Consider the following 14,663-nt stretch of genomic DNA (forward strand, 5'->3'; position numbering starts at 1 on the left):
TAACCCTCTTGCGTATTTTCCAAGTCAATTATCAAACAAGGATAATGAGATTCAATCAAGTTTTAAACAACTCTCATCACTATTTAAGAACCTACTAATGGATCCATACTTATAAAAGGGTATAGCGCACCTGAAGGTATACCTACTGATTAGTACATCCTGAAATCCTTTAAGCAAGCAAAGAAACTTTGGTTATATAGAGCTATGATGATTAAAAAGAACCGCAACATACAAATAGCGGTTCTTTTTCTTGGTTTTATATTCTATTTTATGTAAAATAAACCCATATAATATACAGATAAAAAGCTATAAATACCAAAAAGTAAAGAGGGGAAAAAATGTCACGTAAATTATATTTTGCACTCATTATGTTAAGTCTTATTTGGGGAGGATCTTTCTATTTTTTTAAGATTTTAGTTGCAGATTTCAATCCTTTGGTAGTAGCATTTTTACGGTCAACTTTTGGAGCTATAACACTTATTGTACTTATACCATTTTTCCGCAAATTGTTTTAAATGCAACCCAACCATTATGGACAATGGTTTTAGGAATTTTATTATTTGCTATACGTTCCAATCGTAACCAAATTATAGGTCTATGTATTGGATTCATAGGTATTTTAATACTCTCAGATATACATCTATCAAATGTCTTTTCAGTTAATTCATTAAATTTCGTCGCAATGTTGATAGCAACTTTTTGCTATGGTTTAGCAACTCATATAACAAAGCGTTATCTTAAAGAAATATCCATGTTTCAAATTTCTTTAGGTACATTATTAGTCGGTAGCATATGTAGTGGTGTCATAGTTCTATTTTTAGAAGAACCAATTCAAATTTTAACTAAAATATCATGGCATCATATAGGCGCATTAATTGGAATAGGTACATTTGGATCAGGTATAGCCTATTTACTTTACTTTTACTTAATTCAAAAAGGGAGTCCAAACTTCGCTTCCATATCTACATATTTAGTGCCAGTATCAGCTATTTTCTGGGGATATATTCTTTTAAATGAAAATATAAGTTGGAGATTAATCATTGGGTTAGTTTTTATACTTATGGGAGTTTATATAACTAGTCGTAAAATCAAATTAAGTATTCCTGTTAAAGGTATACAAAAAGAGTCCTAACTAATTAGGGATTTTTCTTATTTTCGAAAGTAAACTTTTGAATAATAGCATTAGGAAAATCCCCCTTAAAATGAAAAATGCGCTATTCTTTCTGTAGAATCATAGGAAAGGATGGTGTTTTTGTATGTCTATTATATATACATGGGATAACATTATAATGGTTTTTTTCACATAATTGTGATACTATTTTCTTTTATAACAAAAGAGGACGTGACTACATATGATTAAAATTGAAATACCAACACCAGACGTTACGATTACACAGCGCAAACAAGTAATTAAAGGTGATGAACCGATCATTACTCCTATTAATGGATTTATTGATTTTCACCTGATTCCAAGAGATAAAGGCGGCATTTTTATGTTTTATAATAATAATGATGAGCTTCTGTTTGTTGGAAAAGCACGTAAATTACGCCAAAGAATTAAAAAGCATTTTGAAGATAATGTTTCACCAGTGAAAGCATACAGAGATGAAGTATATCGAATTGATGCATGTATCGTAGAAGATCCGATGGAACGAGAAATTTACGAAACATATATTATTAATGAGCTACAAGCGAAATATAATGTAGACAAAGTATTTTTTAAATAAACAATACTGAAATAAAATGGCCTCAGCATTATGCTGAGGTCATTTTATTTGGCATTTATTTGCAATGTTAGTTTTTCGCAAGATTTAGCTGTCAAGAAACGCCATACTTATTCAATATGAGAATCTATTAAAAATGAATAACTTCACATAACTAAAAAAATACAAACATATACTGGTACAAGCAAACTTGAAAGGAGACAATCATGAATTGGTTAGAGGCCTTTATTTTAGGAATTATTCAAGGGTTAACGGAATTTTTGCCAATTAGCAGTACTGGTCATTTGTATTTAGGGAGACACCTTTTTGGTTTAGATGAGGCAGGTCTTTTTTTAGATACGATGCTTCATATAGGGACGTTAGTAGCAGTTTTTATTTATTATAAAAAAGAATTTCTTTATTTAATTAAAAATCCGTTCTCGAAATTAACGTATTTATTAATTATCGGAACAATCCCTGCAGTGGTAATTGGTTTATTGTTTAAAGATTTCTTTGAAGAGATTTCAAAAACGGGCATTACAATCGGATGGGAATTTTTGGTGACAGGTGTATTCTTATATATGGCAGAGAAACAAAAAAGCGGACGGAAAAAGATGGACGATATTACATATAAAGACGCATTTATTATCGGTTCATTTCAGGCATTTGCAATTTTTCCGGCAATTTCTCGCTCGGGGATGACGATTGTTGCTGCTTTATGGAGAAAATTAGACCGTGAAACAGCCGCTTATTTCTCATTTTTATTATCAACACCTGCAATTGTTGGAGCAATTATCTTACAGTCATTTGATGTTTTTCAAGGGAAAGCAGAAGCAATTTCTAATACTTCACTTATCGTTGGTACGCTATCTGCAGCGTTCTTTGGATATATTGCAGTATCCTGGATGATTCAATATTTAAAACATCATTCTCTCAAAATGTTTGCGTATTATGTATGGGTCCTTGGCATTTTAATTCTTACCTTACAATTTACTGGTGTATTTTAAGGGAGGAAGACCATGAAAAAATATGAGCAAGCAGTAGGATTATTTTATGGAGGATTTTTTATGTTGGGGCTAGCTGGAGGAGCTTTATTAGAAAAGCCTAACATTGGGATTTTTGTTGGGATTGCTTGTGGATTATTTACGCATGCAGTTCTTGTTATGAAGGATAAAAATGGATGAAATCATCGCTGAAAATCAAAATCTTGTATTAAAGTTATGATACAGGATTTTTTTAGTTTGTCATAAGTTTTAACGTGAATAATAAAATAGGTAGAAAATTCAGGGGGTAATGTATTGGAGATTGCAATTGTAATTGGAGGAAGCATTGCTGGAAAACTTGCTGCAAAAGCTTTATCTCATTCTTTTCAGCAAGTAATCATTTTAGAAATGGGAGAAGAATGGACAGAAAAGACACCTAGAAAGAAGATTCCGCAAAGTTATCATCCTCATGTTTTGTTAAAAGGCGGAGAAGAAGCAATTGAGAAATTATTTCCTCGTATTACGGAGCAATTAATTGAAGATGGAAGTATTGTATATAACTTTACGGGTGATATAAGGTGGCATCATTTTGGCTCATGGAAGCAACCTTTTGTTGGAGAATTGAAAATGATTCAACAGAGTCGTCCGATGCTCGAGTGGCATTTGCAAAGGCGGATCAATCAAGTTTCTAATATTAGCACGAAATATGAAACAAAGGTGAAGCAGTTGCTAATAGATCAGCAGCAGAACAAAATTGTCGGAGTAAAAATACAATGTTTGAAAACAGGAAACGAAGAGGAAGTTCATGCAGATATAGTCGTTGATGCAAGCGGATTTGGTTCTAAAAGTATAGATTGGTTACAAACACATGGTATAGAGGTGAAAGAAGAAAAAGTATGGATTGAATTATTTTATGCAACTAAATTAGTTTGTTTAAAACAAAAAAAACGGCATAACTGGTGTAATTTACTTGTTTCCCCTAGTTTTCCTGAAAATCCTTATGGTGCATTTATTCAAAGCATTGAAGACAATCGTTATTTTGTAACTTTTAGTGGTTACGCCAATGAGCTTGCACCACAAACAGATAAAGATTTTCTTATCTTTGCTCATAAGTTACCTATTCCAGATGTACTTGGTTTTCTAACACAAGCAGAAACAATTACAGATATAAAAATACATAAGATTCCTTGCCAAGTGCGGCGGCGTTTCGATTTAACGAAAAATATGCCAGAAGGCTTCTTAGTAATTGGAGATGCTCATTGCCGTTTTGACCCTGTGTTTGGACAAGGAATTTCTGTCGCAGCGATGGAAGCAGCCGAATTACAGCGATGCCTTCAGCAAGGTAGTGCGCTAGAAAAAGGATTTACTAGAAAATTCTATAAGCGAATAGCCAAGATTATTGCAACGCCGTGGGAAATGACTACTACAGAATCACTACGTCATCCTAAGATTAGAGGAAGTAAAACTTTTATGCAGCTATTTCAACAGTGGTATACGAAAAAAATATATCAACTTTCCGCAAACAATTCAGAAATTTATATTCGATTAGCTCGAGTTATGAATCTCATGCGTAGTCCCTTACACCTTTTTCATCCAAAAGTATTGTTTTCTATATTTACAAGTCGAAGGAAATAGACTTTCTCTAGCAGGATTTCATGACTAAATAGCAAAATGTATATAATTGAATAACTTTGAAAAGGGATGGTTAGCGCATGGAACTCTATATAGAGCAATTAAAGGAACAAGATGCAGAGGAATTGTTTGCTTTTGAATGTAGTAACAGGGCCTTCTTCGAAAAGACGGTGCCAAGCCGCGGTGAGGATTACTATACATTTGAAACGTTTCAAAAGGTATTTTATGAATTATTACAAGAACAATTTGAACGTATTTCATATTTTCATCTCATAAGAAATGATGAAGGAACAATTGTTGGTAGAATTAATTTAGTAGACATTGAGAAAGATAAAGAATTGGGGTATCTTGGATATAGAATAGGAGAAAAATATGCCGGAAGAGGTATTGCCACTAAAGGTGTAACACTCCTTTTAGCTGAAACTGCAAACTATCACGTTACGGAAATTCATGCAAAAACAACAACTGATAATATTGCTTCTCAAAAAGTATTGGAGAAGAGCAATTTTTCACGTATCTCAATTGATGAAAACGTAGATCAAACCGATTTTATCCATTATATTTGGAAACATACTAACTAAAGTAAAAAAGGAGAACAATACAATTATGGACTTACGTTATCCGATCGGTCATTTCACTTATGAAGAAAATATTACGCAAGATACAATAGAAAATTGGATAAAGCAAATTGAAACCCTTCCTACTGAATTAACGCAGGCAATAAAAGAATTAGATAACAATCAGCTTGATACGCCATATCGCCCTGGGGGATGGACAGTGCGTCAAGTTGTTCATCATATTGCAGATAGTCATATGAATAGTTATATTCGTTTTAAATTAGCACTGACAGAAAACAATCCTACAATTAAACCATATATGGAAGAGAAATGGGCAGATCTTCCTGATTCTGAGCTTCCGGTAGATGTATCTTTAACACTTTTAGAATCATTACATAAGAGATGGGTTACTTTGCTGAGATCGATGAAACCTACTGATTTTGAAAAGACGTTTCATCATCCTGAATCAGGATCTAATAAATTAGGTGTAACGATTGGGCTTTATGCATGGCACGGTCGTCATCATACTGCCCACATTACTTCTCTTCGCAATCAATTAGGATGGTAATAGTTTTATAGTTTATAAATATGGCAGTTGTAATCTTTTATTTATAGCATAAGCATTTTTCTTAACAAATGAAGCAACAAATTATATATTCATTCATGTAAGTAACATAGAATCAAAGGAGATGCACATATTGTTTGAGAAACATAATAATCCAAATATAAAGCGTGATACTAGTTTTAATCGTTTGCGTGCTGACTGCGAGAACTGCTTCGGCTTATGTTGCGTTGCACTACCTTTTGCAGCTTCGGCAGATTTTGCAATTGATAAAGACGGTGGAACACCATGCAAAAATCTTCAATCGGACTTTCGGTGCAGCATTCATAAGAATCTTAGACAACAGGGGTTTAAAGGATGTACTGTTTTTGAATGCTTCGGCGCAGGGCAAAAGGTTTCCCAAGTTACTTTTGAAGGTGTCGATTGGAAAGAAAGTCCAGGAACTGCGAAGAAAATGTACGATGTGTTCCCAATTATGCAGCAACTTCATGAAATGCTCTGGTATTTGACGGAAGCGTTGACGTTGAAAGCGACTCGTCCGATTCATAGAGAGCTGAGACGTGCGCTTGACGAAACGAAACGACTTTCGCAACTTAGTCCCGATTTACTTTTAGAACTAAATGTTCCATCACATCGAGCGAATGTTAATGATTTACTTTTAAAGACAAGTGAACTCGTGTGGGTGGAATCACGACGTCAGCATAAGGGTTCTCAAAAAAGCAAGAGAATCAACCATCGAAGCGCTAATCTTATGGAGGCAAATCTTAAAAAAGCAGATCTTAGAGGAGCTAACTTAAGAGGAGCATACTTGATTGCTGCTAACCTTCGAGGTGCAGACCTGCGAGCGGCCGATCTAATCGGTGCTGATTTACGAGATGCTGACCTTAGAGAAGCAGATCTGACTGATAGTATCTTTCTTACTCAAGTGCAGATTAACTCGGCGCAGGGAGATGCACGTACAAAATTACCTCACTTGCTTTCTCGCCCGTCACACTGGTCTGCTTCGAAAACGAAAATGAATGAATCAATTTAAAAGAAATCCACAAGACTCCGTTTTACAGCGAAGTTTTGTGGATTTAGCTATGTTCCGGTCTAATAAATTTAAGAGCCAATATAGCTCCCAAAAGAGCAAGAAATATGGAAAGGTAAAAGATATAATTATCTGGCCCTTTCATTAATAAAGCAAATAAAGGCGGACCAGCTGCTACACCAACAAAACGCATCGAGCTATAAAGAGATGTGATAGATCCTCTTTGTTCTTTTTGTACACCTTCCGTTACTAAAGCATCTAAGCTTGGAAGAGCCACTCCGATTCCAATTCCACTTATCACAAGACTAATGATAATAATATAAATATTTTTAAAGAATATCGGAATTGCTAATGTTATTCCTAATAAGAGAAACCCAACACATATACACCATTTCATAACTCCTTTTTTATCTCCAATCTTTTTTCCGGTTATATAAGAAGTAAGGGAGAGAGAAGCTAAAGGAATTGCTAGTACAAGACCTTTCCAAACACCTTCTAAGTGATAGCGTTTTTCTAAAAGTGAGGACAAATAAAAAAGAATACCGAATAAAATAAACATAATAATGCCACCTAGCAAAAAAACAGGAAGAAGCCAACGCCCTTTTTCCATTAAGATACCTTTTACATTTTGCAGGAAGACTTTTAATGGAGGCGCTTCTTTAGTGTGTTTCGGTGGTTTAACAAGAAATATAATTAAAACAATTGAAACGATGCACAAAATAGGGATAAACCAAAAAGGTAAAAACCAGACAAATGAAGCTAATAAAGAACCTAAAATCGGACTTAAAACTTTTCCTAATGTATTAGATGTTTCCACGAGGCCTAGACCAGAACTAACTTGTTCTTCATCTTGAAACATATCACCTACACAAGGGATAACTACAGGCATTGCACCGGCTGAACCAATCCCTTGAATGATTCTTCCAATTAAAATCCACGTATAAGGATTGGCTAGTTTCCATGAAACCCAACCAGTAACAGCGCCCCCGATGGCTGCTATAAATAGGCTAGGAATGATTACTTTTTTTCTTCCCCATTTATCAGACAAATATCCAGCTACAGGAATCAAAATAATAGCGACGATAGAATAGATGGTAATAATAAGAGAAACTTGTAAGTCAGTAATATTCAATTTTTTTTCGATTAATGGAAGGACCGGAATTAACATGGAGTTTCCGAGCGTCATAACTAATGGTACAGATGAAAGAGCCCATAAACTCCATTTGTTTTTTCTATCTATATTTATAAGTACTCACTCCTTAATCAAATGTATGTGGTCTTCAGAAATATACACATATGCTACAAAAATAAATGATTCAATTTAATTAAAATTATTTGCTTTTTATTAAATTTGTATGCAAATTGCAGTTTTGAAATAAAGGCTCATTATTTAACCTTGTTCAAACAGTTCATCTGATTCACTATAAATTAGAATAATATTTACTTAGATAGGTTAATCATAAAAAGAAAATCCGTATTTTTTATAACGTGTAAAAGGAGGATTTTGATTTTGGATACAGCAGAAAACACACTATCTATTTTTGCTTTAGGTGGTGTAAATGAAATAGGAAAAAATATGTATGTCATACAATACGCAGACGATATCGTCATAATTGATTGTGGCTCCAAGTTCCCTGATGAGAGCTTATTAGGAATTGATTTAATTATCCCAGATATTACATACTTGCAAGAAAATAAAGATAAGATCCGAGCATTAGTCGTAACCCATGGACACGAAGATCATATTGGCGGTATTCCATATCTTTTAAAACAATTGAATGTGCCAATTTATGCAACGCGTTTAACTCTAGGCTTGATTGAAGTTAAATTAAAAGAACATAGGCTGCAAAATGTAACAGATTTATTTGTGATTGACTCTGAATCGTTAATTGAACTTGGGCAAATAAGTCTTACTTTTTTCAAAACGAATCACAGCATTCCGGATTGTCTTGGTATTGCTTTTCATACACCTGAAGGTACAGTGGTGCATACAGGGGACTTCAAGTTTGATTTGACTCCTATCAATAATCAATATCCTGATATTCATAAAATGGCTAAAATTGGAGAAGGCGGTGTCTTAGCTTTACTCTCTGAAAGCACAAATGCAGAACGCTCTGGATTTACGCCATCAGAACGATTGGTAGGTAACCATATTGAAGAAGCATTTTTCAAAGCTCATAGAAAAGTTATACTTTCTACCTTTGCTTCTAATGTTAATCGCGTACAACAAGTGGTAGATGCTGCTATTAAAACAAATCGAAAACTTGCTTTGCTTGGAAGGAGTATGGTAAATGTAGTATCTGTTGCATTAGAAAAAGGATATTTGAATATTCCAGAGGGAATGCTGATTGAAGCACATGAAATCAATCAAATGGAGCCAGAAAAGGTAGCTATTCTTTGTACGGGTAGCCAAGGTGAGCCTATGGCTGCTTTAGCTCGTTTGGCTAGCGGAAACTATAGACAGGTGGATATCCTTCCCGAAGATACTGTTATTATCGCTGCGACTCCTATACCAGGAAATGAACGTAGTGTATCACGAATTGTAGACAACTTATTTTTATTAGGAGCTAATGTGATTTATGGATCAGGGAGTTCAACAGGGATGCACGTTTCTGGACATGCTTATCAAGAAGAACTAAAGTTAATGCTTACTTTAATGAAGCCAAAGTATTTCATTCCGATTCATGGAGAATTTAGAATGTTACATCATCATCGCCTTTTAGCAGAATCCGTTGGTGTTAAGAAAGATAATATTTTTGTTGCTAATAATGGGGACGTTGTTGATATAAGAAATCAAGCGGCTTATCAAACGAGACGAATACCTGCAGGAAATGTGTATGTAGATGGATTAGGTATTGGAGATGTTGGAAATATTATTTTACGTGACCGCAAACAGCTTGCTGAGGATGGTATGCTTGTTATAGTCATCACTCTTAGTAAACAAGAGGGGAAAATGATTTCTGGTCCAGATATCATTTCGCGTGGATTTGTATATGTGCGTGATTCGGAAGATTTCATGAAGAAAATTAATCAATTAGTTACAACAACCATTCATAATTTACAAAAGAAGGACATTAACAATTGGAATGTTTTAAAAAAGCACATAAGAGAAACACTTGGGCAATTTTTATACGAACAGACAAAAAGAAAACCAATGATTCTCCCTATAATCATTGAAGTTTAAACGAATTAAGTGGTGAAATGAACCTAAATTTATTCGTTTATAAAGAAGATGAAATACAAAAACAGACTATCCTAGAAAAGTCTGTTTTTGTATTTTTAATCAAGATTAGTGTATGTTGTTCCAAAAAACACGGGGTTAATACTTTTTGTTTTGTATAAAAATACGCAATTGTTATTTTGTTGTATATGATACAAGCGCCTTTTGAATGTTATAAATACTATCGTCTTTTCTAAATTCTTTCGTAATCGGAGTAGACATACTTGATACCCAAATTTTTAATTCAGCATCTAAATCAAAGTGACCAGCTGTTTCGATGCTAAATTGTGTAATACTTTTGTATGGAATAGAATGATATTCCGTCTTTTTACCAGTCATACCTTGCTTATCTACTAAAATCAGACGACGATTTGTAAATACGATTAAATCGCGAATTAATTTATAAGCGTGTTCTACTCGCTCATCGTCAAGCATAATTGCTTGTAAATCTTGTTCTACTCCACTTATATCTGCGTCAGATGCATTTCCTAAAAAACCACTAAATAAACCCATTATAAATTCCTCCTTTATGTATAGAATGAATCTCTTTTATTGTAACATGTAACGAATAGCAGATTCTTACTTTTAGGTATAAGAATTAAATTGTTATTGCAATGAAATGATTTAATACTTCATCATAATATCTTATGCTAATATATTTGTGTAAGAACTTTTTATACACAATGAACTTATTGAACTTATGATAGAGGGATTATAGATGAATAATATCGGATTAGTTTTAGAAGGTGGAGGTATGAAGGGGCTATATACAGCGGGAGCATTGGAATTTTTTATGGAACAGAATTTGTATTTTCCTTATGTAATAGGTGTTTCAGCGGGAGCGTGTATGGCTGCTACGTATTTGTCTCGTCAAAAAGGAAGGAACAAGAAGGTAAACACAGAGCTTGTAAGCGATTCGCGCTACATTTCTTTTCGAAATTTTTTACGAAAACGCGAATTGTTTGGCATGGATTTTTTATTTGATGAAGTACCTAATAAAATTGTACCGTTTGATTTTCAAACATTCCATGACGGAGCAGAACAGTTTGTTATTGGCACAACTGATTGCGAAACAGGAGAAGCTGTGTATTACAATAAGCATGAACATGGAGATGATATTTTAAAAATTATTCGTGCATCAAGTTCTGTACCATTTATTGCGCCGGCAGTTGAATATGATGATAAACGGCTACTTGATGGAGGAATTACTGATCCAATTCCGATTCAGAAAGCCCAGGCTGATGGATATCAAAAAAATGTTGTGATTATGACAAAACCAGCGGGATATAAAAAACAGTCTAGTAAGCTTACCTCCATTGCAAAATGGTTATATAGACAGTATCCCAATGTGGCAGATCGCCTTGCTCAGCATTCTGAAATCTACAACAATACTATATCGTATCTCTACTCAGAAGAACAAAAAGAGAATTTCTTTGTAATTCAACCGAGTGTACAATTACCTGTAAGTGGATTGGAACGTAATCAAGAAAGATTGGTTCATTTATATGAACTTGGTTATAACGATGCGAAGAATCAATTTGAGCAGTTAAAAGATTGGTCATTGGCTTTTAACAAGCAGCAGAAATAGCGATTAAAAATGATTGTCAAGATTAGGCTATTACATTGAAAAGGAGAAGGGGATGACGACATATGAATCAAGTTAATTTCATTTACCGTATTTTTACAATTCAATAGAAACAAATTTATTTCAAGATCTACATCTATATTCAATTAGAAAAGGAATTTGACTTCTCACATTAGAATTTAGTATCTGATGTGTAAATAAGGAGGACAACGCTATGAGAACTCAATTTCACCACATTGTCAGGTGAGTCGGTTGAAAATGCACTTAAACGAGAATGGGAAGAGGAAATCGGTGCTGATTATTCAATCGAAAAATTTCTTGGCGTAATTGAAAATCAGTGGAGAGATGGAGACACACTGCACTACGAAATTAATCATGTCTTTCAAGTTAACAGTCCTGGATTTTTATTGGATTGAACCTACTGAAGAAAATTTGAAAAGGCATAAAGTGATGCCGGATAGCGCCATACAAAGGTTGATGAAAAGAATGCAAGAACATGATATAGAAACGTGTTGGGTTAGTACGCTTTAACTTTTGATAAGATGGAGTAAAGGAGATGAGAACATGATAATATCCGCAATGGTTGCTGTAGGAGAAAATAATGTAATTGGCAAAGACAACGATCTTCCCTGGAGACTTCCGAATGATTGGGCATATTTGAGACGAATTACTATGGGGCATTCTATCATTCTAGGGAGAAAGAATTATGAATCAATAGGAAAACCTTTAGATGGACGTAAAAACATCGTCCTAACAACAAATAAAGATTATAAGGCTGAAGGTTGTCATATGGCTTATTCGATCGAAGACGCCCTTTCTAAATGTGAAGGAGAAGAAGTATTTATTCTTGGGGGAGAAGAAATCTATCGGCAGTTTCTTCCTTATACTCAAAAATTATACATAACCAAAATTCACGCTCCTTTTGAAGGAGATCGTTTCTTCCCAACGATTGATTTATCCTCGTGGAAAGAATTATCAGTCGAAAAAGGAATGAAAGATGAAAAGAACCACTATGAGCATTACTTTCATGTATTTGAGAAAATAGAATAAGTTCAAGAAGAACTATCGATAATTAGATTTATGCTAAAAAAGGTGTTTTCACTTCTAGAAAACACCTTAATTTATATAGTCTTACATATAAATTTTGTTCACAAAATAGACACTATATCCACAGTAAATAACAAGGAAACAATCAATTTATTACTGAAATAAGTATTGAGTTAGAAAGAGGAAAGGGAGGTAAAAGATGAAGAAACTAACGAGTCCGATTATGCATGATTTTGAGAAGCAGCTAAATCAAGGGAATCACTCTGCACTTACATTGTTTTTAGAGAGCATAAAAAAACAATAAACACCTATTATAGAGACTTGTCCAATTGATGATGAGTATCATCTTGTTACATATATTTGGCTAGGTGATGAACAAACCGAAAATGCATATGTATTTGGAAGTTTTCCTGGTTGGGATATCGCAGCGAATGAAATGGATAAGCTTTCACATACAAACATATGGTTTAAAACGTTTCGAACAAAAAAAAAGTTTGCTTCGACGTATTACTTTTCAATTAATGATAGCTTTGAACAAGATTGGGTAAAACGAAGTGAAAATTATAAGCGTGATCCATTGAATTCTAAAATGTTTGGGTATGAAGCAGAACCAATGTCTTTTTTAGAGCTATGCCTATCGTCGCAGATTGACAAAACAAAGCAGCAAACTCACATTCCTAAAGGAAAAGTGGAAACACATCAGTTCTATAGTTCTATTTTAAAGAATGAACGACAACTTTGGATATATACTCCACATAATTACTCACCTGAACAATCTTCTTATGACCTTCTTATCATGTTTGATGGCAGATCTATGTTGCAGACGTTATCAGCAGCTGCAACACTAGATCATCTTATACATACAAAAGAAATTCCTCCGTGTATTTTAATTGGTATTGATCATGTAGATCCATATCATACAACAATTGGTGGATTCAGTCTTGGTGGTTTAGCAGCTTTTTATGCAGCGCTGCAATATCCAGATATCTTTAGAAACGTTTTATCATTGCCTGGTTCTGTACATTGGAAAAAAGAAAATTACGAAGGATCACACCCTTGGGTAGAAAATCAATTTAAAAGAAGCAGCACATTACCATTACATATTTATATAAGTGCTGGGGAGTTAGAAAATAAACCATTGTTAGAAGCAAATAGAAGGTTATCACAAGTACTTAAAGAAAAAGGATATCAAAGTACCTATACTGAATTCCCTGGTGGTCATGATGTACTGTGGTGGCACAAACAGTTTGCTGATGGATTAGTAGCCTTACAACAATTAAAAATACCTATGAAATAATAAAAAGGGAGGAGAAGACATATGAAAGATCGAGAAAAAGAATTAGATAAAGCGTTACAGAAACAAGAGATTCTAGTAAAAGATGAAAAGGTATGGTCATATACGTATGAAGATCATATTAGTTCGATTATTAAACGATCGCAAAAAGAAGGTGTATTTGATGACTTAGTAGGTAAGGGGAAACCACTGCAAATTGATAAAAGTTTATCTTATAATCCGGAAAAACAACTATATAAAACGATGAAAGATAATCATATATTGCCGGGGTGGATTGAGCTTTCGAAAGAGATTGATACCTTAAAGGAGAAATTACATACATGCACGGATAAGGAAGAAGCTAGTGCATTGGTTGAATTGATTAATAAAAAGATTCATGAGTACAATTTAACTTGTCCGCCGTCAGCACAAAAAATGAAGATAAGTAAACTGAGCTAATATCTTAAGGTTTTGCGAAATTTTGTTTTTTATAATAGCAAAAAGCGCTTTCATGTACAGAAAAACCCAGAAAAGTAAGAAACAAATTTCAAATTACTAAAAAGATTACATTTGACGATTATAATATGTTTTTAGTAAATTGTAACCATAAAAATTACAGAGAAATATCACTATTATGGACAACGGGTATATGAATCAAACCCTTAGCAAGTAAAGCATCACATTTGTTGGGGGGAGATCAGGACAATACTATGATTAAAATTCTTCCAAAAATAATAAGGGAGGATTTTTTTATTTCATAAAAATATTATGTTAACTAATAATTGTGAAGTGAATAAAAGAAAGATAGGTTAGAACCGAATCATGAGGAATTTTTATATACAGCAAGTTTCTGTGTATATTTAGAAAGTAAGATATCAATGAGTATAAAATAAAAAGAAAGTTCACAAATAAAATTTTTAGTGCAACTCAATATAAATTATGTGTGAGGATTCATCATAAAATTTTTGTGTATGAAATTTTAGCGTGTATTTAAATTTATGAAGTTTTAAACCGGTATGTAAATATGTTATGGATTGTTTCAAAAATCGCTGTTTCATCTCAAAATGTATA

Annotated in this window: 17 protein-coding genes; 15 read left to right on the forward strand and 2 right to left on the reverse strand. The window is 33.7% G+C overall.

Annotated elements, in window-relative coordinates; translation table 11 throughout:
- Positions 1-338 precede the first annotated feature (338 nt).
- From MR076_RS19490 to MR076_RS19530, 9 genes are all read left to right on the forward strand, one after another.
- Positions 339-515 carry an EamA family transporter gene (locus MR076_RS19490; protein ID WP_242223324.1) on the forward strand — a complete coding sequence of 59 codons (177 nt, stop codon included), beginning with the start codon at positions 339-341 and terminating at the stop codon, positions 513-515.
- A gap of 23 nt (positions 516-538) precedes the next feature.
- Entirely contained in the window at positions 539-1,132 is a 594-nt protein-coding gene (locus MR076_RS19495) for a DMT family transporter (RefSeq protein WP_242223326.1), read from the forward strand.
- Positions 1,133-1,352: 220 nt separating this feature from the next.
- Positions 1,353-1,727, forward strand: coding sequence for a nucleotide excision repair endonuclease (locus MR076_RS19500; RefSeq protein ID WP_242223328.1), 375 nt, complete (start codon positions 1,353-1,355; stop codon positions 1,725-1,727).
- Between the two features lie 203 nt (positions 1,728-1,930).
- On the forward strand, positions 1,931-2,710 hold the full coding sequence (locus MR076_RS19505) for an undecaprenyl-diphosphate phosphatase (RefSeq protein WP_242223330.1): 780 nt from the start codon (positions 1,931-1,933) through the stop codon (positions 2,708-2,710).
- 12 nt (positions 2,711-2,722) lie between these two features.
- On the forward strand, positions 2,723-2,887 hold the full coding sequence (locus tag MR076_RS19510; RefSeq protein ID WP_242223332.1) for a hypothetical protein: 165 nt from the start codon (positions 2,723-2,725) through the stop codon (positions 2,885-2,887).
- A gap of 114 nt (positions 2,888-3,001) precedes the next feature.
- On the forward strand, positions 3,002-4,321 hold the full coding sequence (locus MR076_RS19515) for an NAD(P)/FAD-dependent oxidoreductase (protein WP_242223333.1): 1,320 nt from the start codon (positions 3,002-3,004) through the stop codon (positions 4,319-4,321).
- A gap of 77 nt (positions 4,322-4,398) precedes the next feature.
- Positions 4,399-4,899, forward strand: a complete 501-nt coding sequence (locus MR076_RS19520; protein WP_242223335.1) for a GNAT family N-acetyltransferase — start codon at positions 4,399-4,401, stop codon at positions 4,897-4,899.
- Positions 4,900-4,921: 22 nt separating this feature from the next.
- Positions 4,922-5,443, forward strand: coding sequence for a YfiT family bacillithiol transferase (locus MR076_RS19525; RefSeq protein WP_242223442.1), 522 nt, complete (start codon positions 4,922-4,924; stop codon positions 5,441-5,443).
- Between the two features lie 130 nt (positions 5,444-5,573).
- On the forward strand, positions 5,574-6,470 hold the full coding sequence (locus MR076_RS19530) for a pentapeptide repeat-containing protein (protein WP_242223338.1): 897 nt from the start codon (positions 5,574-5,576) through the stop codon (positions 6,468-6,470).
- Positions 6,471-6,513: 43 nt separating this feature from the next.
- Here the strand turns inward: MR076_RS19530 and MR076_RS19535 are convergent, their stop codons facing one another.
- A complete protein-coding gene (locus MR076_RS19535) occupies positions 6,514-7,707 on the reverse strand; it encodes a bacillibactin exporter BcbE (protein ID WP_396021721.1) in 1,194 nt (397 codons plus the stop codon).
- A gap of 270 nt (positions 7,708-7,977) precedes the next feature.
- Here MR076_RS19535 and MR076_RS19540 point away from each other — a divergent pair, with 270 nt between their 5' ends.
- A complete protein-coding gene (locus MR076_RS19540) occupies positions 7,978-9,651 on the forward strand; it encodes a ribonuclease J (protein WP_242223341.1) in 1,674 nt (557 codons plus the stop codon).
- A gap of 171 nt (positions 9,652-9,822) precedes the next feature.
- Here MR076_RS19540 and MR076_RS19545 read toward each other — a convergent pair whose 3' ends face one another.
- Entirely contained in the window at positions 9,823-10,200 is a 378-nt protein-coding gene (locus tag MR076_RS19545; protein ID WP_242223342.1) for a PH domain-containing protein, read from the reverse strand.
- Between the two features lie 205 nt (positions 10,201-10,405).
- On the opposite strand from MR076_RS19545, the gene MR076_RS19550 reads away from it, so the two are divergent.
- The 5 genes from MR076_RS19550 to MR076_RS19570 all read left to right on the forward strand — a co-directional run bounded on the left by MR076_RS19550 (position 10,406) and on the right by MR076_RS19570 (position 14,051).
- Positions 10,406-11,275: a patatin-like phospholipase family protein gene (locus MR076_RS19550; protein ID WP_242223344.1), complete on the forward strand. Its 870-nt coding sequence runs from the start codon at positions 10,406-10,408 to the stop codon at positions 11,273-11,275.
- Positions 11,276-11,508: 233 nt separating this feature from the next.
- Positions 11,509-11,688 (forward strand): NUDIX hydrolase, encoded by a 180-nt coding sequence (locus tag MR076_RS19555; RefSeq protein ID WP_242223346.1) that lies wholly within the window; start codon positions 11,509-11,511, stop codon positions 11,686-11,688.
- Between the two features lie 148 nt (positions 11,689-11,836).
- Positions 11,837-12,322 carry a dihydrofolate reductase gene (locus tag MR076_RS19560; RefSeq protein ID WP_242223348.1) on the forward strand — a complete coding sequence of 162 codons (486 nt, stop codon included), beginning with the start codon at positions 11,837-11,839 and terminating at the stop codon, positions 12,320-12,322.
- Positions 12,323-12,755: 433 nt separating this feature from the next.
- Positions 12,756-13,616, forward strand: a complete 861-nt coding sequence (locus MR076_RS19565) for an alpha/beta hydrolase (protein ID WP_242223350.1) — start codon at positions 12,756-12,758, stop codon at positions 13,614-13,616.
- 21 nt (positions 13,617-13,637) lie between these two features.
- Positions 13,638-14,051, forward strand: coding sequence for a DnaJ family domain-containing protein (locus tag MR076_RS19570; RefSeq protein WP_242223351.1), 414 nt, complete (start codon positions 13,638-13,640; stop codon positions 14,049-14,051).
- The last annotated feature ends 612 nt before the right edge of the window (positions 14,052-14,663 follow it).

Origin of the sequence: Bacillus cereus group sp. BfR-BA-01380 (assembly GCF_022663535.1) — a bacterium.
GTDB lineage: Bacteria > Bacillota > Bacilli > Bacillales > Bacillaceae_G > Bacillus_A > Bacillus_A cereus_BB.